17 protein-coding genes and 2 pseudogenes are annotated in these 24,079 nt (G+C 69.1%); 8 read left to right on the top strand and 11 right to left on the bottom strand.

Going from position 1 to position 24,079, the window contains the following annotated elements; genetic code table 11:
* Positions 1-695: 695 nt before the first annotated feature.
* Complete coding sequence (locus IE313_RS33950) at positions 696-3,119, top strand: DEAD/DEAH box helicase (RefSeq protein ID WP_189939123.1); 2,424 nt, start codon at positions 696-698, stop codon at positions 3,117-3,119.
* A 596-nt stretch (positions 3,120-3,715) separates the two neighbouring features.
* On the opposite strand, the gene IE313_RS33955 is transcribed toward IE313_RS33950, so the two are convergent.
* The 3 genes and pseudogenes from IE313_RS33955 to IE313_RS33965 all read right to left on the bottom strand — a co-directional run bounded on the left by IE313_RS33955 (position 3,716) and on the right by IE313_RS33965 (position 6,371).
* Positions 3,716-4,762: a hypothetical protein gene (locus IE313_RS33955; protein ID WP_189939124.1), complete on the bottom strand. Its 1,047-nt coding sequence runs from the start codon at positions 4,760-4,762 to the stop codon at positions 3,716-3,718.
* Positions 4,763-4,880: 118 nt separating this feature from the next.
* A pseudogene (locus IE313_RS33960) lies at positions 4,881-5,269 on the bottom strand (DUF6415 family natural product biosynthesis protein).
* Between the two features lie 280 nt (positions 5,270-5,549).
* On the bottom strand, positions 5,550-6,371 hold the full coding sequence (locus IE313_RS33965) for a helix-turn-helix domain-containing protein (protein ID WP_229925186.1): 822 nt from the start codon (positions 6,369-6,371) through the stop codon (positions 5,550-5,552).
* Between IE313_RS33965 and IE313_RS35870 the strand changes: the two are divergent.
* Positions 6,342-6,843 (top strand): annotated as a pseudogene (locus IE313_RS35870) (DUF6233 domain-containing protein). The gene IE313_RS33965 and the pseudogene IE313_RS35870 sit on opposite strands and share 30 nt — an antisense overlap.
* A 10-nt stretch (positions 6,844-6,853) precedes the next feature.
* Here IE313_RS35870 and IE313_RS33970 read toward each other — a convergent pair.
* Positions 6,854-7,153, bottom strand: a complete 300-nt coding sequence (locus tag IE313_RS33970) for a hypothetical protein (RefSeq protein ID WP_189939125.1) — start codon at positions 7,151-7,153, stop codon at positions 6,854-6,856.
* 200 nt (positions 7,154-7,353) lie between these two features.
* On the opposite strand from IE313_RS33970, the gene IE313_RS33975 reads away from it, so the two are divergent.
* Positions 7,354-7,662 (top strand): hypothetical protein, encoded by a 309-nt coding sequence (locus IE313_RS33975; protein ID WP_189939126.1) that lies wholly within the window; start codon positions 7,354-7,356, stop codon positions 7,660-7,662.
* Between the two features lie 65 nt (positions 7,663-7,727).
* Here IE313_RS33975 and IE313_RS33980 read toward each other — a convergent pair whose 3' ends face one another.
* Positions 7,728-8,948, bottom strand: a complete 1,221-nt coding sequence (locus IE313_RS33980; RefSeq protein ID WP_229925187.1) for a replication-relaxation family protein — start codon at positions 8,946-8,948, stop codon at positions 7,728-7,730.
* Between the two features lie 553 nt (positions 8,949-9,501).
* Here IE313_RS33980 and IE313_RS33985 point away from each other — a divergent pair.
* Complete coding sequence (locus IE313_RS33985; RefSeq protein WP_189939146.1) at positions 9,502-9,882, top strand: hypothetical protein; 381 nt, start codon at positions 9,502-9,504, stop codon at positions 9,880-9,882.
* Positions 9,883-9,902: 20 nt separating this feature from the next.
* Here the strand turns inward: IE313_RS33985 and IE313_RS33990 are convergent, their stop codons facing one another.
* The 6 genes from IE313_RS33990 to mobF all read right to left on the bottom strand — a co-directional run bounded on the left by IE313_RS33990 (position 9,903) and on the right by mobF (position 17,374).
* Positions 9,903-10,700 (bottom strand): hypothetical protein, encoded by a 798-nt coding sequence (locus IE313_RS33990; RefSeq protein ID WP_189939127.1) that lies wholly within the window; start codon positions 10,698-10,700, stop codon positions 9,903-9,905.
* Positions 10,697-12,766 carry a hypothetical protein gene (locus IE313_RS33995; protein WP_189939128.1) on the bottom strand — a complete coding sequence of 690 codons (2,070 nt, stop codon included), beginning with the start codon at positions 12,764-12,766 and terminating at the stop codon, positions 10,697-10,699. Before IE313_RS33995 ends, IE313_RS33990 begins: the two co-directional genes overlap by 4 nt.
* Entirely contained in the window at positions 12,766-13,503 is a 738-nt protein-coding gene (locus IE313_RS34000) for a hypothetical protein (RefSeq protein ID WP_189939129.1), read from the bottom strand. Before IE313_RS34000 ends, IE313_RS33995 begins: the two co-directional genes overlap by 1 nt.
* 157 nt (positions 13,504-13,660) lie before the next feature.
* On the bottom strand, positions 13,661-14,395 hold the full coding sequence (locus IE313_RS34005) for a Crp/Fnr family transcriptional regulator (protein ID WP_189939131.1): 735 nt from the start codon (positions 14,393-14,395) through the stop codon (positions 13,661-13,663).
* Positions 14,392-14,886 (bottom strand): Pycsar system effector family protein, encoded by a 495-nt coding sequence (locus IE313_RS34010; RefSeq protein WP_189939133.1) that lies wholly within the window; start codon positions 14,884-14,886, stop codon positions 14,392-14,394. The genes IE313_RS34005 and IE313_RS34010 overlap by 4 nt, the downstream gene beginning before the upstream one ends.
* A 568-nt stretch (positions 14,887-15,454) precedes the next feature.
* Positions 15,455-17,374 (bottom strand): MobF family relaxase, encoded by a 1,920-nt coding sequence (mobF, locus tag IE313_RS34015; RefSeq protein WP_189939136.1) that lies wholly within the window; start codon positions 17,372-17,374, stop codon positions 15,455-15,457.
* A 421-nt stretch (positions 17,375-17,795) separates the two neighbouring features.
* Here mobF and IE313_RS34020 point away from each other — a divergent pair, with 421 nt between their 5' ends.
* The 4 genes from IE313_RS34020 to IE313_RS34030 all read left to right on the top strand — a co-directional run bounded on the left by IE313_RS34020 (position 17,796) and on the right by IE313_RS34030 (position 23,656).
* Complete coding sequence (locus IE313_RS34020; protein ID WP_229925188.1) at positions 17,796-17,984, top strand: hypothetical protein; 189 nt, start codon at positions 17,796-17,798, stop codon at positions 17,982-17,984.
* A 375-nt stretch (positions 17,985-18,359) separates the two neighbouring features.
* On the top strand, positions 18,360-18,737 hold the full coding sequence (locus IE313_RS35875; protein WP_229925189.1) for a CU044_2847 family protein: 378 nt from the start codon (positions 18,360-18,362) through the stop codon (positions 18,735-18,737).
* A gap of 82 nt (positions 18,738-18,819) precedes the next feature.
* Complete coding sequence (locus tag IE313_RS34025) at positions 18,820-23,082, top strand: nSTAND1 domain-containing NTPase (protein ID WP_229925190.1); 4,263 nt, start codon at positions 18,820-18,822, stop codon at positions 23,080-23,082.
* A gap of 424 nt (positions 23,083-23,506) precedes the next feature.
* A complete protein-coding gene (locus IE313_RS34030; protein WP_189939138.1) occupies positions 23,507-23,656 on the top strand; it encodes a hypothetical protein in 150 nt (49 codons plus the stop codon).
* Positions 23,657-24,079: the final 423 nt, after the last annotated feature.

A 24,079-nucleotide genomic window follows, 5' to 3' on the forward strand; every position in this document is an offset into this window, starting at 1 on the left:
CGCGGGAGCGGGATACCCTGCGGCAAGCCGCAGGGTAGTGACGGCTCCGCTGACGCTCCGCCAAATTCCCCCGCAAGCGGGGGAATTGAATTCCGCAAGCGGAATTCTAAAAGCATGTCAATTCGCGCAAGCGCGAATTGATGACACCCGCGCAAGCGCGGGTGTCCAAGGATGGCAGCAAGGGCGAGTGCATCACGCGCGGGCCTGTGTAGGGCTTGGGAATCCCAGCCACTACCCCCGCAACGGAAGTGACGGGTCGTCGGCCCGATCGGGTGCCGGCCCCACCGCAGTGACGGGCTCCGCTGCGCTCCACCCGAACCCCTCCCCCACCCCCGAAACGAGCCGCCCACGTTCATCAATACCCCGCCAGTATATCTATGAACCGTGCGAACGGGGTGAGATGCGGTCAAGTATCAGCCTACTTGTGGAAGCTTCGGCATGGATGCTGCATCACGAGTGATGACTGTGTAGAGTCTGGGACCAGACACCATCACCCCGGCCCGCTACTCGCCGCGCCGGATTTCATTTATCACTGCTCGAACATGGGAGAGTGTAAAAGCATGACGAACGTGAGTTTCTACGGGTATGGATATTGCGGCGACTGCGACACCACATGGGAATTCGGGCCCGTCGACGACGGAACCATTCTCGAATCCGACCACGAGTGCGCGCCCGCGCAGGACAGCGAGTAAGTCATGGCCGTGAAGCTGCGTGGACACCAAATTGAGGCCGTAGCCGCCATCGTGCGCGGCCTCGACATTCCGCCGGGCGGCATTCCGACGAACGGCCTACGCGGGCAGGTCCACGCCGCATGCGGGACAGGCAAGACGATCATCGCGGCCGCCGCCGCGAAGCGTCTTGTGTCAAAGGGCCGGATCCTCGTGGTGGTACCGACCCTGGATCTCCTGGCGCAGACCGTGAAGGCGTGGAGCGGCGCCGGGCACAAGGGGCCGGCGGTCATGGTGTGCTCGCCGCTGGACGATCCGGAGCTGTGGCACCTGGGCGTCCGGTGCACCACCAACCCCGTGCAGCTGGCGCTGTGGCACTCCACGGGGCCGGTGACCATCTATGCCACCTACGCGTCGCTGGGCGTGCTGGTGGAGGCGTTCGAGGGCGCCTACGGCCAGAAGCTCGCCCCGGTGGACCTGGCGGTGGTTGATGAGGCGCACCGGACCAGTGGGTCGATGGGTAAGGCGTGGGCGGACATCCATGACCAGGCGAAGATCCCGGCGCACCGCCGGCTGTACCTGACGGCGACGCCGCGGATCTGGGAGGAGCGGCTGAACCGCGAGGTCGCCGAGGGGGCGCGCGACCCGCTGCCGCGCGAGATGGCGGCCTCCATGGACGACGAGAAGGTCTTCGGGCCGGTCCTCTACAAGCTCTCGCTGGCGTCGGCCGTCTCGCGTGGGCTGCTTGCGCGGTACCAGATCATCGTCCTGGAGCTGAAGGACCCGGTCGTCACCCCGGAGCGGCTGATGGGCGAGGACCGGCACACCGAGGAAGTCCGCGGGCAGCGCCTCGGGGCGCTGCAGGCCGCGCTCCTGCACACGATGGCGCAGCACGGGCTCCAGACGTGCATCACCTTCCACCATCGGAGGATGGAGGCACAGGCGTACGCGGAGGGCCTTCAGCGCGTGGCGGCGAAGCTGCACGCAGGCGAGCCGGAGAAGTACCCGGCGAAGATCTGGGCGGACTGGCTGTGCGGCGAGCACGTCCCCGAACGCCGGCGGGAGATCCTGGGCGGCTTCGGCACGACGGCGCGGCGGGCTGTGCTTTCGAATTGTCGCGTTTTGGGGGAAGGCGTCGACATCAGAGCGGTGGATAGTGTCGCTCTTTTGGACCCCAAGGGAGCACCGCATGACATCGTCCAGGCCATCGGCCGGGCGCTCCGTCAGAAGCCGGGGCAAGGGAAACTCGCCTCTCTCATTGTGCCGGTATTTCTCCAGCCCGGAGAAATACCGGATGACATGTTCACCTCGGGATCGTATCGGCCTTTGGTGAAGGTGCTTGAGGGTCTGCGGGCTCATGATGAAGAGGCCGTGGAATTGCTCGCGATTCCGCAGGAGCCGCAGAAGGACGTCGCGCAGCCTTCCACTCATATCGGTCCGCCGCCCGAGGAAGGCGAGGATGAATCCCGCCTCCTGTTGCGTTTTGCGGCTCCGCGTGACCCGGTGATGGTCGCGGACTGGGTGAGCTTCAACGTGATCGACACCGAGCGGCAGGACTGGGCGCGCGGCTGGGCGAAGCTGAAGGCGTACGTCGAGCGGGTCGGGAACGCGAGGGTGCCCTACGGGCATCGGGAGGGCGCGACACCCCTGGGGCAGTGGGTGGCGGAACAGCGGCGAGCCTACGCAGCCGGGGAGATGAGCGGGCAGCGCGCACAGCGGCTGGAACGGCTCGGCATGGTGTGGTCGGTGGCCGATGAGCGGTTCCAGGAGAACCTGGAAGCCGCCAAGGCGCACTACGACCAGCACTGGACGCTGTGCGCACCCCGGACCGCGACCATGCTGGACCGGCCGATCGGTCAGTGGCTGTCCAACCTGCGGAGGCCCGGTGCCCTGGACGGCCACCCCGAGTGGAGGACCGCGCTGGAGGCCGTGGACGAGCACTGGAACCCGGCGTGGCCGGCGGAATGGCAACGGCACTACGCCGCGCTGCGCGAGCTCGTGCGCGACGAGGAAGGCCCGGCTCAGGTCCTGCCCGGCTTCACCGTGCACGGCATGGACGTGGGGAAGTGGCTGGCCCGGCAGCGGAAGCCCGAGGTGTGGGCGGCCCTGGCCGACGGGCAGCGCGAACGCCTGGAGGCCGTCGGCGTCACCCCGCTCGCCCCGGCCCCGGCCCCAGTGGAGCCAGGCGTGGCCGCGGGGCCGTCCACGACGCCCGTGAGCGCCTTCGAGAAGGGCGTCGCGGCCCTGGCGCAGTACAAGGCCCGGGAAGGCTCTGTGAAGGTCCCACGAACACACACAGAGACGATCGTGGTCGACGGCCAGGAGCACCAGGTGAAACTGGGGATCTTTCTCTCGAACGCAAAATCGAGGCGCGCGAAACTCGACGCGGACAAGCTCGCCACGTTGGCCGGCCTCGGACTGGAGTGGGCGGCCGAGGAGAGAGCAGCATGACCGCGCCCGAGGAAGAACAGCGTGTGCAGGAAGCCGTACGACGGCACGCCCGCAACCGTGCCTTCGCAGAGGCGGAGCAGGTCATCTCGTTGGTGTTGGCCGACCCGCAGGTGCGGCAGGCGAGGGAGCATGTCGAAGCGGCGGAGACGCAGCTCGGCACCGAGCTGTGTGCCCGCCTCCAGCCGTTCCAGGACCGCTACGACCAGGCGGTGCGCGACGGTAACGCGGCCCGGCTCACCGGGATCTATCGGGGCAAGCACGGACGCTGGGGGACGGATCTGTGTCCTGGACGACGGGCACGAGACCTCGATGGAGGAACCGCATTGGGGCCGCAACAGCGAGGGGCAGCCGATCGCTTGGGTAGGCAGCGCACCCGACGACTGGTGAGCGGCGGTGAGACCGGCGACAGGACCCCGGGCGCAGGGCGGCCCGGGGTCCTTCGCTGTCCGGGGCCGTCGGCGCCGCGCGCCAGGTCCTACACGCACTGGAGTGCGATGCCCGGGGTCCTAAGCTGCGGCATCGCACTGGAGTGCGTGTAGACCTTGGGGTTATGGGCCGGGGGCCCTCGGTCGCGACGCAGTCGGCAGCTGCCGCTTCTACCCGCCGAAGACCGTGCTGTACGCCTGCTGACCTTGCTGGATGGTCGTGGTCAGGGCGGCCGACACGGCGCCGATCTGGGTCAGTCGGCCCATGACGTTGTCGTACGCGGACCGGAGGCGTCCGGGCTGGGCGGTCTCGCTGTCGGCTTCCTCACCGAGGACTTCGGCATCGCGGATGAGTTCGGCTTGCTGTGCAGGTTCGAGGCCGTAGGTCGGGGCGAGCTGCCGGACCAGGGCCGCGAACTCGCGCAGGGCGGTGGGGTCGAAGGCGTTGTTGTGGTTGTACTGCTCGACCTTGGCCTGGGAACCGGCGACCACGTTGGTGCCGGTGATGCTGTAGTAGTCGCCAGGGCGGGTGCGGTTGAGGTAGTCGCTCACGGTCGCTCCAGAAAGTACGCAGTCGATGCCATCAAGGGTGATGGCGACGGTTTGGGGCTGGGTGCCGGCGTCGGCGACGAGTCCGGAGTTCGTCAGGCGTGCCAGCGCGTAGTCGAGTTCGGTTTCCGACAGGACGCTGCCTGCGAAGTACGCCGCGGTGGTGTCCAGGAAGGTGGCCGGGTCGGTGGGGCGCTGATCGTGCGCGGTGGCGTAGAGCCAGCGCAGGAAGCCGTCGGTGGCGTAGCGGTGCCGGGCGGCGGGTGCGCTGCGCAGTTGGGAGAGCCGGCGCAGTTCTACGCGTCCGTCGTCGGTGATCCGGTGGGAGTCGGGTGAGCCGAAGCTTCCCATGGAGTCGATGAGGCCGTCCCGCTCCAGCTCGGCGGCGAGGACCGCAACGTCTTCCAGAAGCGTGCCGGAGTGCTCGGCGTAGTCGGCTTGTTCTCCGAACCCGCGTTCAGGCAGCTGGCCGAGCCAGATCAAGTAGCGGACCAGCTCTGGGTCCTGTTCGATGCCCACGCCCAGGCCGGTGGCTCCGGCGGAGGCGGTGAAACTCCTGCCGCCCAGTGGCACAGTGATCGGGTACTTCTTGAAGGCCCGTTCGTAGGCCTTGTTGATCTCCTTCACGTGCTTCTCGATCGCGCGCTGATCGATCTTGGTGCCAGCCATTTCGTCCCCTTCACGACGTACTGGCACAAGCGTAGTGAGGGGTACTGACACCGAGCGGCCCGATCTGAGCACTAGCCCGGCCGCGTGAGCGGGGGCAGCCGTCTGCACCCCCGGCGAACTACGGGGCGGCCGGGGCGGGTTCGGTGAGGCGGTCGAGCCGGGTGTAGAGGGCCCGTACGAGGCGGGCGCGGTTCTGGACGCAGCATGCGGTGCCCTTGAGCGGGACGGACAGGCGGCCGTCGGCTTCGCGGAGGACGACTTCGGCGAGGGCGCTGCGGCCGTCGCTCTTGGGCAGGGCGGTGGCGAGACGCCGGACGTCGGCAGCGACCGCGCGGGCGTGCCCGGTGAGTTTTGGAGGGCGATCTGTTCGTAGTCGCCCGGGGCGAGGTCCGGGTTCTTCCACGCGAGGACGGCGGTAACGAGGGCCTCGTGCGGGGCGCGGTCCAGGGGCAGTTCGGCGTCCATCTGGCCGGTGGGGTCGTGGAGCACGGCGTGAGCTCCGTTCACCGCAGGCCCGCCGCGTCGTCGTCCTGGTCGTGGTCGCCGGTGTCGGCGGCCGGGGCCTGGACGGCGAGGAAGCGGGCGTAGCCGCGGTCAGCGCGGGCGAGCAGCGCCGAGGAGGGCCGGCCGAAGGCGGGTGGCTGGAGGCCGCGGTCTTCCGGCTGGGGGCCGGCGGGTGTTGGGTGCGTTCATGGGGCACCGCCTCCGTTGCTGGTGCGTCGGTGTCGTTCGACGCTACGGAGGCCGCTGCTCCGTCCTCAACGAGGTTGCGGGAAATTGCGGAAGTTCACTCCAGGGCGTCGATCGCGGCCCGGATGAGGGCGCGGGCGGCGTCGCCGTAGACGGCCATCTGCGCGAGGTCGGCGAACGCCTTGGCGTAGTCGGCGAGCTCGCGCGGTTGCGTCACCTTGATCTCCGCCGTCAAGGTCTCCACCACGGCCGTGGTGTCGTCGTGGAGGTAGAACGCCTCCAGCGGCCACACGGTGCGCTGCGCGGTGAACGGGATGATCCCCAGCGACACCGACGCCAGCGGCATCACGGCCAGGAGGTGGCGCAGCTGCCCCCGCATCGCCTCCGGGTCGGCGGTGCGGTAGCGCAGGACGGACTCCTCCATGAGCACGACGTAGCGGTGGCCGCCCTCGTAGAGGAACCGGGAGCGGGCGACGCGGGCGGCGACGGCTTCGGCGACGTCGTCGGGGGTGCCCTGGAAGCGGGTGATCTGGTTCATGAGGGCGGTCGCGAACGCCGGGGTCTGGAGGAAGCCGGGCGGCACGTTGGAGAGGTAGACCCGGCAGTGGCGGGTCTGCTCATGGAGGGCGAGCCAGTCCTCCTGAACCTGTCGCATGCCGTTGCGGTGCAGGCGGCGCCACTCCATGTACATCGAGTCGACCGCGCGGGCGGTGGCGATGAGGTCGTCGGCCTGGTCGTCCGCACCGCATGCCGAACACCAGGTGCGGATGTCCGCGTCCGAAGGCGCGGCCGCGCCCTTCTGGATCCTGGTGGTCTTGGCGGGGTGCCAGCCCCACCGAGCGGAGAGTTCCTTCCCGGTGAGGCCGGCGTCCTTGCGCAGGTGTTGCACGTGCTGCCCGCCGATCCGGTGCTCGGGCACCCGGAGCAGGAGGTCGTGGCGCGGCTGTGGAGGCGGCGGCAGACCGAGACCGGCTGGGTGTACCTCGTGGGCCTGCCGTCGTACCGGGACCTCGAGGACGGCGGCGTGGAGGCCGCGGAGTACCGGGTGTGGGTCCGGGCGCCCGAGCACGTGCGGCCGGTCGACGGCGTCGACTACGACCAGGTCCCCACCGAGCCTCTTTCGCAGGCGTCGACGTCGACGGTGCGCGAGGTCCTCGGCGAGCGCCGGCCTTCGGGCTGGGTCCTGGCGAAGGTGCGCGAGGGACGGGGCCGGCCCGCGGGGTGCTGCACGCCCCGGACTGCGAGGAAGCGCCGCAGGGCGCGCCGCTGCTCGATGTGCAGGCGCCCTGGACGTCGCGGAGAACCCGGGGACGCAGCTGTGCACGCTGTGCGGGTGCGCTCAGGAGCTGACGCCGATGCTGCGCGGCTTCGACCACATCACCGACTCCTGACGCGCGCCGGTCAGGGCGTGTCTCCGGAGTAGTAGAAGCGGCACACCACACCCGGCCCGCCCGCCGGGCGCGGGTCGTCGGGGCGCGGGTCGTACAGCGCTCGCCCGCCGGGCCACCGGCCCAGCTCGGTCATCAGGGCGACGCCGTCGTCTATCTCTTCCGGCCGCCAGCCCGTGATGTCGAGCAGCAGCCCGTCCAGCGGCCCGCCGACCAGCGCGGCGTACGTCTGGTGCGGCAGCGGGCCGGGGTGGGGATCGTGGTCGCAGCCGTACACCCGGCCGCGCAGCAGCTGCTCGTCATCGGCGTTCATCCGGCCAGCCTCGCACCCGCCACCGACAGCGCGGGTGGGACGGCGACGGGCTCGCTGCGGTCAACACGGCGCATGGGTCCTACTCCGCTCCGTCTGGATGAGGGGCGCCACTCGGTGAAGCCCCGGGCTCTGGGACCAGACGGTGCGGCTACGGCCGCCAGCTCGCCTCGGTGATGGCGTGACGCTGCCAGCCTGTTGGCATGGATGATTCCTCTCTGTCCGACCACGTCGAAACGTGCGATGCCCGTGTCAGTGGTCCCGACGATCCGGAGTTCTGCACCAGACCAGCAGAGTTCGAGATCCTCCGGCTTCTCGACACGTCCGTGATCTCGTGCCCCGGTCACCTCGGGCCGCTGCTCCTGGGCGCCAACAATGTCCTGTGGCCACCGCAGGTCCAGCTGCTGGATGCTGCCCAGCATCCTGAGAAGGCGGTCGTCACTGGCAGCGCCGAAGCCAACCGACGCGAAGCTGAGTTCCGGGCAAGCCTGGGGATGCCGCTCGGCAGGTAGCAGCCTCCGTCGAAGACGGGCGCGGGCTGAGTCGAGGCCGCACCCGTTCTCTCGGTGCGTGCCGGCTACCGGCGGCGGAACAGGCCGCGGTTCTTCTTCGCCTCCGCTTCGGCTGCCTCCCGCGCCGCAGATTCCTCCGCCTCGCGCCGCGCGACCCGCTCAGCCTCCGCACGGTCGGCGGCCTCCTTCGCGCACGGCCCGCACAGCCGGTCCCACTCACCAGGCCACGAGGACCCCTTGGTCTCCCGCCAGCGGTCGTCGGTGAACTTGTTGCCGCACCGCGTGCACACCGGCCGCTGCGCCTCCCGGTGCGCGGCCTCACGCTCCGCCTGACGCCGACGGGCCTCCCGAAGCTCCACCCGGTACAGCCGCTCGCCGTCGGGGTTGTTCAGGGCCTCGGTGAGCGTCTGCCACTCATCGCGCCCGAGCCTGCGCCACGCCTTCCCCGCGGCCCCGGCCGGGTCGGCGGTGATCCGCTCCAGCTCGGTGACGACCACGGGCACCGCCTGGTGGTAGTCGACGGCCGTGAACCCCTCGCCCCGGTGCCGGGTGCCGGCGAAGTAGCCGCGGGCGGCCTGCTCCAGACGCCGCATCCGGCTCTCGCGCTGCGCGGCGGTCTTCCCCGTGAACACGAACGCCACCGGCACGTACCCCTCGCGTCCCGTCACCGGGTAGATCCGCGACCACAGCCGGAAGTCGTGCACCGCCGCGCCCCGGGCCGCCTTCTCCTTGGTCGCGTCGGCCCTCGGTGCCAGGAGCTCGAACCAGTCGTTGTACCGGCGCAGCTTGTCCACCAGGTCGTCGACGGGCTCGTTGACGCGGTCGACCTCCAGGAGCATCGCAGGCACCCCGGCATCCGGGGCGCGCATCGTCAGGTCGGCGGACTGGGTGTAGCCGTAGGGGAGCTTGTGGGCGATCTCGGTCTGCCAGGACAGCGGGGTGCCGTACCCGGCTCCGGTGAGCACGGCGGCGGTCGAGGTGACGGCTGCGGCGTGTTCGTCGTAGCCGTCGTCCTTCACCGGCCGGCCCTTGGCGTCGAGGCGGAGCTTGCGCAGCGCGGAGATCCGCACCGTCTTCGGCAGCAGCAGCCTGGCTTCCTTGTGGCCCTTCTCGGTGAGCACCCACAGCTGGTGTCCCGACTCCAGTCGCGTCTCCACCCGGACCAGGCCCGTCTCCTTCAACGCGTTCAGGGTGTCCCTGGTGATCCGGTCGTGCCGGTCGGCGGGGCGCAGCATCCGCCAGAGCTGATCGGCGGTAGCCCTCTGGAAGATCCCCAGAGCCCTCAACACTTCCTTCCTTCGCACTCCGGTCGGCTTCCAGACCTGTGTCGACCTAGGAGGGTTGTCGAACGCGTCGCCGGACCTTGACTTCCGGGGCTGACCTGCGGGGACGCGTCCAGCGGGCGAAGTAGCCGTGGAGGGGGCGATGGCGGGGCCCGTGGATGGGGCCCGCGGGACCTGGTCCACGTCGGCGGAGGGACGGCGGCCGCCGGCGGCGGCGCGGTGCTCGCGGGCGGGGTTGGGCGTGGGTTCGGCGGGCACGGTGTCCTCGGTTTCTCCGGCCTGTGGGCCGGGTCGGGGGTCGTCCGGCCCGTGCGCGGATCTGCGCACGGGCCGGAGTCACCGTGTGAAGCCACCCCTTGTCCGCGGTCTGACGGCTACCGACAACCTGCACCCGATTCCTCCTTGACCGCCCCTTGCAGTCCGAGTTTGTCCGTAACCGGAGTCACGCCCACACCGCGTTCCGGAGCGCGGTCTCTGTCCACAGGGCCGGGCGCGCACCGTAGGGCGATCGGCCGGGCACACCAGGCCCCCGGCCAGCGAACAGCAAGGAGCCGTCATGGAGACGACGCCGCCCAAGATGCCCCAGCTCGCCCCGGAGCAGATCCTGCGGGCCGCCGACTACGTGGAGTTGGTCTGGCAGGAGCAGGGCAGCGAGGAGGAGAAGGCCGCGCTGGAGGAGTTCAGCGGTCAGGCCCCCACTCTCCGCACACCTCACCCCACCGGCATACCGCAACGATCAACAACCGTCACCCCCCGACGACGACCTGAAAACCTCAGTAGACACTCCCTCCTCGGCGAGATGTCCGTGGTACCGGTACACCATTTCGTCGGGATGACGGGTCACCCGGGCCAGCCGCCAGGCCGCGTCGTAGGACATACGGCCGCTTACTTGAGCACGAAGGCGCAGGGCCAGAAGGCTGGTTGCCGGGTCGAGTAGCCAGCGCAGGGCGGAGAGCTTCATCGGGCCGGGCCCGCCTCGGCGACGGGGCGCGACTCTGCGCCATCATCGTGCACGCTCTCGGTCGAATCAGCCGCTGACGGCTCGCCTAGTGCCGGCCAAGCGAGCGCGTCGTTCCATCCCATCTGGTCCAGGACGGTGCGGACGGTGGTGGTGAAGCGGGCGTGTTGTCCTGGGTCATTGCCCAGTTTCTCCCAGACGTACAGGAGGGTGTGGGCGATGCGTTCGGCCTTAGACTGGATGTCGTCGGCCGCGCCGACGAGGGGGAGGATCTTCTCCTTAAAGAGGTCCCAGTCGAGGGCTTCCAGGGCGTCCAGGTGGCGGTCGAGCCACCAGATGCGCGTGGCGTCCGGGCTGTTGAACACCGCTTGCCTGAACCGTTCTCGGCGTTCGTGTTCCTGCGCGAGCTGGAGTGTCACCTCGCGTATGGCGTCTTGGTATCTCTGGGCTCGGTTGGCGTCTTGCTCGGTGAGCAGCAGGGTGATGTGTGCCTTCAGCCAGAGGCCTGGTGTGTCCTTGGGGGTGTGCCAGTGTGCCGTGGCGAGTGTGAGGCTTTCTTGTGCGGTGGTGAGCTGTTCGGGCATGTGGTTCTGGGCGACGCCGCGGCCGAGTTCGTCCAGGGCGAGTCGTGCGGCGGCTCGGGCGGTGGCTGTGCCGCCGGCCTTGATGTTGGTGTGTGCCTGGTAGGTGAGGATGCCGCGGGCGCAGAAGCGGATGCCGGGCAGGCGTGTGGGCCACTGGGTCCGGATCCGACTGCGCCGGCGGTTCCACCACGGGCCGGGTCCGTCGGTCTTCAAGGGGTCGATGCCTCCTTGGAGGCCTGGTAGCGGTTGGCGGCCATCACCAGGACCTCGCGCCAGAAGGGGAGGATGGCCGCTTCTTCCGTCACCATGAGCCGGTCGAGGCCGGGGCGGAGGCTGGGTGGGGCGAAGATGTCGGCGAGGACGTCCACCACGGCTTCCCGGCGGTCGGGGTCATCTTGGAATCGTTCATGCCATCGCGACAGTTGCGTGACGACCGCGTCCACGGCGTCGTCGGTGGACAGCAGCTTCTGCCATGCGTGGATGATGCGCAGCCGGGCTTCGGTGTCGTGTGTGTTGTTCAAGATCAGGTCTGTTCCCTCGTCGCTGGAGACGAGGGCGAGGAAGGATCCGAGAGTCTGGCGGCGCAGGATCTCGTCGGCGGGCCGGCTTTCGGCGTCGGTGAGCCATTGGGCGACGGCCTTGCGCACATCGTCTGGTCGTTGCAGCGCGAGTTGCTGGAAGGCATTGACGACGGTTGCGGAGCCGAACGTCTTGTGGCCTGCGGCTTTGCCCAGCCGTGTCAGGGCGAGGGTCGGCTGTTGGATTCCCCAGGTGCCTGCGCAGATCTCGATGACGAGGTCGACTTTGTCGTCCGAAGGGTTCTTGGCGTCCATCCACTGGCGCAGGCGGTCCCTGACGTAGCGGCCGAACTCGGCGTCCCCGGCTGCTTTGGTGAGGGCTTCGACGGCCAGGGCCCTCCGGGGGCCCTTGAGGTCGCTCGCCATTCCGTCGAGGATGGCCCGGTCGTGGCGGTGCGCCGCCAGTTTCCACAGTGCGGTGGTGATCAGCCGGGCGTCCTCGTCCGGGACGGTCCGGTCTGCGGCGATGCCGATGGCCCACCTGCGCAGGAGTTCGTGCTGGGTGGGGAACTCGTCCCAAAGGTGACGCAGGATGGCGGCGGGCAGGCCTTCTTTCTGCGTGTCGTGGAAGGCCCGGTCTCCGTCGCGAGTGATCTCCGCGGCGTCCAGGCGGCTCGATGTGGTGGCGTCGGCCAGAACGTTTACAGGGTGGCGTTCGAGTCCGAGTCGGGTCAGGAGGTCATCGGCTGCCTTGATGACGGACCTGCGCTGTCCTCCGTGCAGCAGGGCGCCGGCCCAGACCGTGACCCGGGTGGACAGCAACTGCGCGTCGCCCCCCGTCGCCCGGTGCCTGCTGAGGAGTTTCTCGACTTCCCTGTGCCAGTCACCGAACTCATCGACGATCGCCTGGATCTGCTCCGGGCCTGACGCCCGGAGCAGACGGTCGGCCAGGCGCCACGCGGCGCGCGCGGAAGGGTTGGCCTTCCAGATGCCAGCGAACTCCGCCCTGTCCAACCAGGTCACACGATCGCCGCGGTAGTTCGCCCGGAATTCCGCTGTGACGAGGGCGCGCGCGTCAGGAGACTCCAGCCGGACAGTGAAGGGCAGCGTTGGTTCGGCCCAGTGGCCGTACCAGTCGGCGGGCGTGGCCAGGATGACGAGGAAGGAGTTGTTCTTGCGCAGCTCCGCCCCGTAACTGACCAGGTCGGTGCCCAGCCGCTCGCCAGGTTGCTCCGCGAGGTCGGAGAGATCGAGGATGCATCCCATCCCCGCCTCTTTCGGCAGCGGGCGGACCGAGGGCTTGGACCATTCCGGGTCGAGGTCGAAGAGGGCCAGCGGAGGGCTGGTCACGGTACTCAGCAGGCGTATGGCAGCCGTGCGCCGGCCGTTGCCCTGGGCTGCGCAGAGCACGATGACTCCGCATTCGTCCAGCAGTTTGGAAGCGGCCTCCCACTGGTCTGTGTTGCGCGGCGGGACGAACCGGCCGTCCTGGCTCGCCTTGTAGTCGGCGTCGCTGTCGGTGATGGGGACGCGGATCGCCTGATCACCGTTCAGGTGCAGGTTGTAGGCCTGGATGCCGTGCTCACCGGAGTGACTGAAGCGCACGGAGCTGAAATGCGGCTGGCCGTTCGACTCGCCGCCCTCTGGCGGTGGAGAGGAGCCTGTAGGCTCGTTCGGCTCGACGGGCTCCACCGGCGGTAGCTCCGCCGATGGCGACGTGGCCTCTGTGCCTTCTCGCTGGCCCTGCTCGTTGTCGGTCATCACTGCCCCCGGCTGGCGCCGAAGTGGTTGTAGGCCTGGATGCCGTGCTCGCCCGTGTGACTGAAGCTGACCGTGCCCGGGGCCGTGGAAGCCCGCTGAGGGGGTACTCCGGGCGCAGGGGCCGGCCGCTCAGTGGCCGCATCCGTGGTGTCGAGGGGTTCGAAGATGTCCGGGTCCGCGAGCCGCCAGTCGAAGCCGGGGATGTGGACATAGGCCGGCTGCTGGAACTTCTTCACCTTCACCAGGTGCCGCATGAACTGGTCAGGCAGGACGTCGCCGTTGACGCAGCCACTTTCGAAAACGTCCTCGTAGACGCGTTGCGAGATGATCACCGCGGTGTTGGTGATATCCGGGTTCGCGCGGTTCAGCAGGGTGCGCAGTGCGTCGTCGTCCAGGAGCCGGTGGGTGTGCACCATCGGTACGCCCAGTCCGGTGTGCGGCAGCGGGCCGACGTGGATGCTGACCCTCAGCTGCAGGGGCGTACTGGCGGGGCTATCCGCGCGTCGACGACCCAGAGCCTGCCTCAGGGCACCGGGGAAGCAGCCCACCAGCGCGGGCAACACCTCCGGGTCCATGCCGGCGACGTAGCTGTCTCCGGCATGCTGGCCGAACACCCGCAGCTGCCACTGAGCGCTCACGTTGCTGGCGCTGAGCGCCTCGGACAGCAACGGCAGTATGTCGGCGTTCACTTGCTGCATGCCCTTGCTGTCCAGCGCACTGAAGTTGCGGGCGTCCACCGCCAGTACGGCTCGGTAGGGCCACAACAGCTCCCAAGACGGCAACATGTGCCGCTCCTCTCGTCGGGTGTCCGCCGCGAAATCGCGGCGAACACGACCTTCGTGGAGCAGCAGGAACGAGATGGTCCAGGACTGGACGGTACGGGCGTGCGCTGAGTCACATGCTGGGTGCGTCGCCCTGGCACCCGACGCCGCCCGGGAACTGCTTCTCGTCCCGGGCGGCTGCCCTTAGGTGAACGACATCGTTGATGACCAGGTTCCGGCGGCCGAGTGTGAGGACACCGGCCGCCTGCAGCTGACTGAGAGCGTCAAGTGCTGATGAGCGGCTCATGGCCGCCATGGTGGCCAACTCTTTGCGGACCATGCCCAACTCGACGACCAAGCCGCCGTCGCCGTGCTGGTGGCCGATTTCTTCTGCGAGGTGACTGACGATTCGGGCCATACGCGACACGCGTGGCAGGTGCGCGAGGTCCGCTCGCAGGCGTTCGTGGCTGTTGAGCCGCTCTACGGTCAGCTGATACACCACCGTCTGCAGACGATGGCGCTCTATGTAGCCGCGGAAGGCGTGGGCCGGCAGAACAATGCCTGTACACGGACGGAATGCGGTGACAGTGGCCGAGCGTGGTCGCCCGAGTAAGGCGCCCATTTCCCCGAGCACTTCGCCTGGTCCGCGCAGCATCAGCGTCAGTTCGTCCCCGCACTCATTTATCTGCGTCACCTTCACCAAGCCGTCGACCAGTGCGATCACGGAGTCCGGCGACTCCCCTTCGCGCAGCAGCACGGATCCCCGCCGGAACGTTCGCCGGCGCCCGCGTTCCACAAGGTCGCGCCATACATCGGCGGATACCAGGGAGCAGAAGTTCATCAGCGTCCCGCCTTCCTGGTGTGTCATCCGACCACGGTCGCGAGAGCGAAGGCGGTGCAGCCCGCAACGGCCAACGTGAGCGACCACTGCACGCGGCGGTGCTTGGTCCAGGCGATCTCGCTCATCACCACCAGTTGCCGGGACAGCGGTGGCAGCGGATCTTTGTTCCGGAGGACTTCTTCGAGCTCCGCCGGTGCCAAGTGCCGAACATGCCCGAAGTACAGGAAGTCGTCGTCACGTTCCGGCCCCCGCTGCTCCTTTCGGAGGTTCGGCGAGATGGCCCAGGCGGCGCAGCTGGCTCCGCTCACCATGAGTAAGACGCCGCACCACATCAACAGCCGTGATGCGCCCGAGTCAAGGTCACCCGCCGCTCGTTGGGAACTCGCAAGCAGTCCCAAGACAGCCAAGGCCGTGGATTGCATGGTCAGTGCGAACGAGGCCTTCGAATCAGCCTTGGCTGTCAAATCCGCAACAGCCGCCTGAATCCGCCACGCAGTCTCCGTCGACTCGACCGGCACCGGCCCTCCCCTTTGTGTCAGGCAGGGCATCCACCTACCAGCCCGAACAGAAGCATGGACAGTGCAGGTGTCCCGAAAACCTCAGTTGGGGCAGTTTGGCGAAGAACGGACTCCCCGGGTGCTGCAGCAGGAAGCGACCCGCCTGACGAACAGGGCCAACGGACGACGATCTCCTGGCGTCCCTCAACGAGTCGCCCGGCGCGCGGAGTCGGCAGTGCACCCCCAGCAGCCGGCCGAACCCATGGCGCATCGCACGGGGCCGCCGCCGGGAATGAGTGGACACGGCGAATCGCGGTGAGCGGGGGCGGTGGGGGCGGGTGGCGGCTTCGGCGACGGGTACAGCGCCACACGCAGCCGGGCCGCGTCGGCGAGCTGCTCCAGGCGCTCGCGCTGCTCCAGCGAAAGGTGCGGCGGGGTCGAGGCAACCATGGGGGCCTCCGTGCTTGAGGGGGCGGTCCCTGGCACCCTCACCGCTCCCGGGTGACTTCGAGGGCGGGCGGCCGGTCGCGTCCCGGCGCCTGGCACGGTGACTTCGTCGTCCGTCCCGCCGTGCGGGCCGCACGGCGCTTCAGGGCCGGAGGCCCTGGCCTTGGCCAGGGTCAGGCTGCTGGCGCTGCTGCTCGTGCTCCTGGTGGTGCTGGTCGAGCGGACTGGCCGGGTCGGCGGCCGGGGCCTTCCGGTCCTCCATGGCGCGGCGGCGGGCGTCGGCCGCGCGGGTAAAGGCGGCGAGCCGGTCCAGGTTCTTTGGTGTGCGCAGCCACGTCGCCGGGTCGGTCGTGCGGCCCTCCAGGTACTCCTCGGGCATCGCGGCCTGCTGGTGGGCCTGGACGGCGGCGGCCCGCTGCGCCGAGGTCAGGGCAGCATCCCGGCCCGGGTGGTCGACGACGTGGGAAGCGGACGCCGCCTCGCCTTCGAGGTCACGGTGATCGACGGGTGCGGAGGGGGCCGAGGTCGTCGCCTCGGTGGCGGTGGCGGTGTCGGTGTCGGCTCGGATGCGGGCGTCGCGGATCGCGTTCTGCACGGCAAGGCTCGCGACCCTGGCTCGCTCATAGCGGCTGGACTCCCGCGGCGGGGTGCCTTGGGCGGGGGCGATCCACCACCGGTGCGGCACCGGGAAGTCGGCGGTGTAGGTCATCCGGTCCGCCGCCGGCGCTTCCCGGCCGGGCTTCGTGACCGTGTGACGGCGGGAGTACCGGAGCAGGGCCCGGTGGGCGATGTAGTCGTCCAGGCCGCGGGTGAACTCGCGGCCGTGCAGCGTCTCCAGCAGGTGCCGGCGCGCTTCGGCCAGGATGTGGCGCCGGGAGAACTTCTCTCGCACGGTGAAGACGACCGCGGCGACGTCGACGGCGGCGAGCGCCACGTCCACGGTGGGATCCACCCGCGCCCGGATCGCTGCTCCGGCTGCCCGGCACCTGTCCAGGAGGCTGTCGATGAGCTGCTGGCCGAAGCGGAGGATCGCGGAGGCGCGCCACCACGCGAGCGACTGCGCGAGCGGCTTCGGCTTCTTCTTCGCGGGCCGGGTCTCCTGCGCCGCCCACCAGCCCAGTCTGTGACGGCCGCGCCCTGAGGGCAGGTGCCCGTGGTCCTTCACGTACTGGTCGGTGAGCACCTCCAGGGCGTCCTCGATGCGCTGGCGGCGGGACGCCGACCAGTTGATGAGGTCCTCGGGCACTCCGGCGATCTCCATGACCGGACGCAGGCCCGGCGTGACCTCGCGCGGCACGGTCGCCAGCCCCAGGGTCTCGCACACCTCGGTCGTCATCGCCAAGGTGTAGAGCGTCCCGGCGGCCACCACGTTCTGGTAGAGGCGGTAGGTGTCCAGAGCGCCCCAGACCGGTTCACCGTCGGCGCCCAGGCGCTGAACGCGGTTGAGGATCAAGCAGTGCTCGTGCAGGAGCGGCAGCCCGTCGCGGTTCTCGAAGTGCCGGAAGGCGGCGACCACGAGCGCGGGCGTCTTCGCACGGCCGCGGCCTGGCGCCCACCGGGTCTCGGCAACCTCATCCTCCAGCCAGCGCAGCGCCGTGGCGACGGCCCGCTCGTGGGCCCGCTCGATGGCCCGGCGCACAGTGGCGCCGCCCAACGCCCACAACACGACCAGCGACGCCTGCGGCCGGAAGGTGAAGTCCATGCCGAGCAGCGGAGTCTGCTTGCGCGCCTCGATCTCCGCGATCGGCTGCCCCAGCACCGTCAGCCGGCGGGCCATCGCCGCGTCGACGCCGTCGTCCAGGAGGCCGCGCTCGATGCGGTCGGCGTCCGGATGCCGGCCCTGGCCGAACAGCAGCTCCAGCTGACGCTCGGACATCTGACCGCCCTCGGTGAGCCCCAGCGCACGCAGACCACGCCCCAGCCACTGTCCCGGTGGGAGCCCGGCCACCTCCTGGGCGTCCTTCAACGACTGTCCGACCGGGCGGCGGCCGTCCCCGAACGCGACTCCGCGTATGTAGTACCGCCACGCGTTACGCCTCTGGATCTTCGCGACACTCAGCATCGCCCCAGCACACACCGGCTCTGACCTGCGGAAAAGCGCGATCTCGCGAGGCGGGAGGGTTCACCGGAACTTCACGGCCGATCCCGCCCGGCGGGCATCCATGGCGACGCCGTGCCCGCCCGGCGAACACCACCAGGGCCATGTAAATGCTGCGCGGCAGCCAGTCACCCACGCCTCACCAACACCGAAAACCGCCAGCAGGCGACTTCACCGTCAACCAGCGCACCTCTGCGCACCGCTCTCCCACCCAGCGGCCAAAGACGCCGCCCCTGCACCACGTCACCGACTCTCCGCCCCCGGCAACGCCGGGGGCTTCTTGCTGCCTGGAGGACCGACGTGCCGACCTACGAGACCCTGCCCCGCTTCCCCACCGACCTGGACCTGCCTCACCCCAGAACAACGCCGCCGTTTCCGTCAGGCCGTGGCGGCCTTCGTGGAGGACCTGCGCACCGGCCGCTTCCGCGCCGGCCTGCGCGTCAAGCGCGCCCAGCGCGCCCAGGGCATCTACGAACTCACGTGGTCCAATGGGCACCGGCCCCGCAGGACGCGCCACATGGGTGGCCCAGACGGCCTTGATCCTTCCGGGTCAGAGGGTTCCGAGGGCCGGTAGTTGGCCCTGCTGAGGAGCGGGAGCTCCGGCTCGGGGTATTGGGTCGGTAACGAGCGCAACAGGGCCGCGACGCTGTCTCCGGAGCCGGTGGAGCAGTTGTCCGCGATCGGGAAGCGGCGCAGGCGAGGTCCACGACAAGCCTCTGCAGTCTCATGGGTGAACTGCTTGTAGCAGGCGGAGAGGATCGCGATCTCGGGAGATCCTCATGGGACGGACCGTCCAGAATGCATTAGACACAGGCGGCTTCGTGCCGTCCGTCCCCTCGCAGCCAGCCTCTGACGGAGCCCCCGCAGTTCACCCACTCCCGGCCTGCTTCGTTCACACTGTTCGAGGCAGTTCGCTGACGGTGCAGGCTATGAGAGGGGAGCACCGGTAATGAGAGTCGTTGAGGTGCCCTTGGACGACGGGAGCGGTGGTGTGGTCAAGGTTCAGGTGCGGGACGTGGACGACTCCCTAGTGCCGGTGGGCCGGGGAGAACGCGCCGGGGCCCGCGCCGTGCGTTCATTTGGTCAGTTGCTCGATACTGTCCGCCCCGTCGCCGAGAGCTTCGTGGAGCGACTCGGTGGAATGCGGTTGGCTCCCGACGAGATGGCCTTGCAGTTTGGTGTGTCCCTCTCGTCCGAGGCGGACGTCGTCATCGCGAGTACGGCCATGGAAGCCAATTTCTCGGTCACTCTGACCTGGAACAGAGCTGACGCGTCGGGCGCGGCAGAGGACACTGGACGTGGGAGTCGACGCCCGGAACGGGGATGACCGGGGGGAGCGGGGGGAGGTCGCATTGCCTGGCGCAGCGATGGCGAATGCGGGCGGAGTGGATGCCGTACTAGCGGCGGGCGTGGTGCGCATCGCGGGACATGACGGGGTCGTGGCGGGAGCCGGATTCGTCTGCGCGCCACATGTGGTGCTCAGTTGCGCGCATGTGGTGTCCGACGCCCTCGGCACCCCGCGTTCCGAAGCGCCGCCTCCCAGCGCTGAGGTCGTGGTGGACCTGCCGCTGGCGGGGGGCGGCAGGATCACCGCTGGCATCGAGCACTGGATACCGGCCGGTGCGGACGGCACAGGTGACATAGCTGTCCTGCGTCTTGCCGCACCGATAGCAGGCTCCCGGCCCATGCCCGTCGTCGAGGCGCGGGATACCTGGGCCCATCCTGTCCGCGCACTGGGCTTCACGAGACGCTTTCCGGGGGGCGTGTGGCATGCCGGACGGCTGCGCGGCGGCACGGCCGAGAACTGGGTGCAGTTGTCGGGAGCCGACCCGCAAGGCGTTCCTGTGGAAGGGGGTTTCAGCGGTAGCCCGGTCTGGGACGAGCAGACGGGCGCAGTGGTCGGCATGGTGGCTCGCGCCCAGCTTTCCGGCGCACGACAGGGGTTCATGATCCCCGTTCGGGCACTGCTCACCGCGGTGCCCTCCCTGGAGCCCCTCCTCAATCCTTCGTGCCCTTTCCCGGGCCTTACGGCCTTTCACGAGCAGCAGGCGGAGTTCTACTTCGGGCGGGACGCCGAGGCGGACGATCTCGCTGCACTGCTGGAGAACCGTTCCCATGTCGCGCTCGTCGGCCCCTCGGGGTGCGGAAAGTCCTCGCTGGCCTTGGCGGGCGTGGTACCGCGGCTGCGGCGGTCGGGCTATGAAGTCCTGGTGGTACGCCCGGCCACCGGGGTCTGCCTGTACACCACTGTCGCGTCCGAGCTCTCCAGGGTCGCGCGTGATGGTGCTCATGCCGATTCGACCGAGGCCGACTGGGCGTCCCGGAGTCCCGAGCTGGAGGCGCTCCTGGTGGCACAGGGGTTGCCGGAGACTGCACCCAGGGTGCTGGGTGAACGGGGCACGCGCCTCCTCGTGGTGCTCGACCAGGCCGAGACACTGTTAGCCGGAGACCACAGACCTGCTGAGCAGGCGGCGGATTTGCTGTTCTCCAACCGCCACACGGGCGGTGTGCGGGTACTGGCGACCGTCCGCGCCGACTTCCTGGACGCAGCGCTGTCCCATCCCGACATCGGCCGGGCACTCAGCCGTGCCGCGGTGAGGATGCTGACGCCGATGACCCGGGACCAGCTGGACGAGGCGATCCGCAGACCGGTGGAGAGGATCCCAGCGCTGTCCTACGATGCCGGGCTGGTCCGCCAGATGCTGGACGACGCGGGCGAACGCCCTGGCGCTCTGCCGCTCGTCGCCTTCGTACTGAAGTACCTGTGGGACACCCGCAAGCCGGGGCTGCTCACCTTCGATGCTTACCACAGCATCGGCGGCGTGCCTGGCGCGCTGGGCAAATACGCAGACAGGGCCTGGGGCGACTGCGTCACCGCCGGGAACCACGCCGAGGCGCTAAGCCTTCTCTCCGCCCTCGTCCGGGTCCTGCCCGGTGCCGAAAAACCGCTTCGCCAGACCCTCACCCGTACGGAGGCGGGCCACGCGCGCTGGCGCGTTGCCCAGGCCCTGGCGGAACGGCGGATCCTGGTCGCCGGCCAGGATCCCGAACGCGGCCAGACAGTGGAGCTTGCCCACGAGGCGCTGATCAGCGCCTGGCCCACCCTCCAGCGGCACGTCTCGGAGAACGAACTGTTCCTGATCTGGCGGGAGCGGCTCCGCCACGACATCGAACGATGGCACGCGAGCAACGAGGATCCCCAGCAACTCCTGCGCGGTGAACCGCTGACCGCCGCAGAGGAGCAGATGCAATCACATGCGGAGGAGTTGACTCCGCAAGAGCGGGAGTACATCGAAGAAGGACTGCGGCGCCGCGTCGAGGAACTGGCGAGGCGGGTGCGCGACAGGCGTCTCAAGCGAGGAGGCGTTGCATTACTCGCCCTGGTCACCGTTCTCGTGCTCGTTGCAGCCGTTGGGCTGAAGGTGACGAATGACCGGCTCGGCGACCGGCTGCGGGTCGCCGCGTCCGGGCAACTCGCAGCTGACGCGGAGCAACTGGACGACGTCTCACTCACCACCTCGGCGCTGTTCTCCGCGGCCGCCCACCACACGGCCGACGAGGCCGATGCGCGCACTGCCTTGGTGGAGGAGTACCTGCGTCTGCGCCGCGTCGAGCGCATAGCGGTGGAGGGCAGGGGGCAGGTGCGCGGCGTCGCGATGAGCGAGGACGCCCGGCGCCTCAATGTCGGCATCGACTCGGGCGCGATCCTGGGGCTGGACCTCACCGTGCCCGGCATCCCACCAGCCAAACCGATCATCAAGTCGTCGAGCCCACGCACGGTGGCAATATCGCCCGACGGGCGAATCTCCGCACGCTCGTCCACCAACGGGCTGGTGTCGATCGGTATCCGGACGGGCCATGGCAACGCCATGCGGACCATGGAGTTGCGTGGCGCCGAGGAAGCCCGCAGCAACGCACGCCCCGCCGACGACGTGCGCTTCGACGCCGACGGGGCGAGACTGCTCGCGGCACTGGCACACGAGGGTGTCCTCGTGTGGCGGACGTCCGATGGGCACCGGGTGGGCAAGACCCTCACCCCACCTCGCGGGTGGGACGTAGCACAGGCGTGGTTCGGCGCCGACGACGACAGCGTGGTCGGCAGGATCACGCCCCAGTCTGCAGAGCAGGACCGGTCGTCCGGCCGCCTGGTGCGCTGGAACCTGGCAACCGGCCATCTGGACCACACGCCTTGGGGCTCCGCACCCACGGCCACCGTCGCGGTCAGCGGCGACGGCAGCACCTTGGTGCGCTGTACTCCGCAAGGGGTTCTGGAGACCTGGGACCTGACCGGTGCACCGAGGGTGAAGAAGCGCTACACCACCCAGCAGCTCGCCATCATGTGCCCCCTGTACGTGCCCCGGCTGGACCGGACGGGACGATTCCTGCTCAACCCCGTCCAGCGCCTGGGAAGCAAGCTGGGCAGGATGCGCTTCCTCGTGGTCGACCTCGCCAAGGGACGGCCGGCCACCTTCGACCTCCCAGCACAGGCGCAGCAGGACACCAACCTCGCCAACAAGAATTTACTCCCGTCCGTGTCACTGACGGGAGCGCCCGGCAACCTGCGAGCCGCCGTCAGCTCCGGCGGCACGGTCGTCGTGGTCCGCGTTCCCACACCCGGACCGTTCGACAGTGCCATGCTCACGGCCCTGATCAGAACCGTTGACGCGGAGCACCACCGCGTCCTGAGCGTCGACAGGGACGGCGGGGTCCTGCGGTTGTGGGACCTGCGCACCCGCCGGCAGCTGGCCGCCGTACGGTCCCCCGGCCAGCTGGCCGCCGCATACGCGGTGTTCAGCCCGGACGGTAGCCGCGCGCTTACCACGACCGCGAACGGCCGTACGGCACTGGTCTGGAATCTCGCCGATACCTCGGGCAGTCCCTCGCTCACCGTGGGAAGGCAATTGGAGCTGCCAGGCCCACCGGGCGTCGACCCCAACAAGGAGGACCAGCGCACGGGTCTCACACCGGGTTCGGCGTCCATGACGTTCGTCTCCCCCGATCATGTGGTCACATCGGCGCTTTCGTACGTCACCGAGTGGGACCTGGCGAACGGGCGCCGAATCGGCGAGACCTACCGGCCGCCGGTTCAGGAACCCGTGGACATAGCGACGGCCGCCGCGGAAACATGGGCCGCGGCCCGGCCTGGTCATGACCAGGCGGCGGTACGCACAGCAGTCGGCAAGATCGAGGTGTGGGACTTCAGGAAGGGCCAGGCAGCGAGCACCGTCGAACAGATGCCAGGCTCCAACGTGAAACAGCTCGCTTTCGATCCCACCGGCCGCTGGCTGGCCGTGCTGTTCTACGACGGCTCGGTGCGGCTCTGGGACATGGACGACCGCGCCTGGCACGTCTTGACCTACCAGGGCGTGCAGTGGCTGGGCTTCTTCGCGTCGCCGTCCCGCCTGTTCACTCAGGGCACGCTCAACACTCTGAGCCTGTGGGACGTGCCGAAGGCTACCGAGCTGTATCACTTCACCCCCGGATACGGAGGTACGGCAGGTCTAACCCGAGATGCGTCGCGTATGGATATGGTCGAAGGGTCGGACGCCTTCTCGCTGCCTCTCGACGCCGGAGCGTGGGCCAAGCGGATCTGTGCCGCAGCGGGCCGGGGGCTCACCGGGCCGGAGAAAGACCTGACCCCGGAGGCGACACGGACGGACATCTGCAGGTAAGCCATGGCTGCATGACTTTGTCACGAGTCTCGTGAACATCTCTCGACGAAGTGATCACCAAGCGCAGCCCTCGAGTTCGCGTGGGGACCGAGCGTCCACCTCAGCAGGTGAACAGTTGGGAACGAGCAGTGGTGCCGGGCAGGGTGACCCTGTCCGGCCCCACCGTCGTAGCAGCCTGCTGATATCAGAAGCACCGGACAGAGCCAGGGTCCCGACGGCGGGCGGCAGCCTGTTTCTCACCCGCCATCCGCTGCTGGTCCCGACGCCGGGCGTCCGCTCGGGCCTCGGGGGTGACGGCTTCTCCAGAGGTGATCGCCTCCGAGCCGGTGACTGGGGTCAGCGAGTACCGGACGGGAGAGCGGCTGGACTGCGTCGGCAGGTGTAGGCGAGTGACGCCTGCCGGGAGCTCGACACGCAGCGCTCCGTGCCAGCGGATCCACAGCGCAGGGTGCCCGCGGAGGGCCTCGTCTCGGAGCTTGTCTACGGCGGTGCTGTCGTCCGCGCGGTCGATCTCCACAGCGACCGGCGGACCACCCTTGCGAACCAGGCGAAGGTCAAGGTAGGCAGACCATGACGGCGACCAGTAGGTGCGGCAACCCCCGTCCATCATGCGAGGCGGATCGATATAGCGCATCGCCGCCTCCGCCCTGCTCCCCCACCCTGATGCCCCGGCCCACTCACCTACCGCGCGGGTGATGCACCGGGTTGTCTCCTTGCCAGTGAGACCGGTCAAGGAGAAGCGGGTCTTGGACAGGTACGCGCGTAAGCTTGATATTTATCGTTCGATGGGTTGTGCCAGGGCGTGGCATCCTTCGGCAGTGCGACTTACTGATCGAGAAGGCGGCATCGGTCTTCGGCCGCTCCGTTACCAGTTTCCGGTGGTCACTGGTAGCCGCTGGGATGACAACTGGCTCGTCATTGTGAACCGCCCCGGCTCGTATGGAGACTCGATTTCATGAAAGGATCGGGTCATGGCACGACCCTCCCGTTACCCGCT

Source organism: Streptomyces sulfonofaciens (genome assembly GCF_014656295.1).
Lineage (GTDB): Bacteria > Actinomycetota > Actinomycetes > Streptomycetales > Streptomycetaceae > Streptomyces > Streptomyces sulfonofaciens.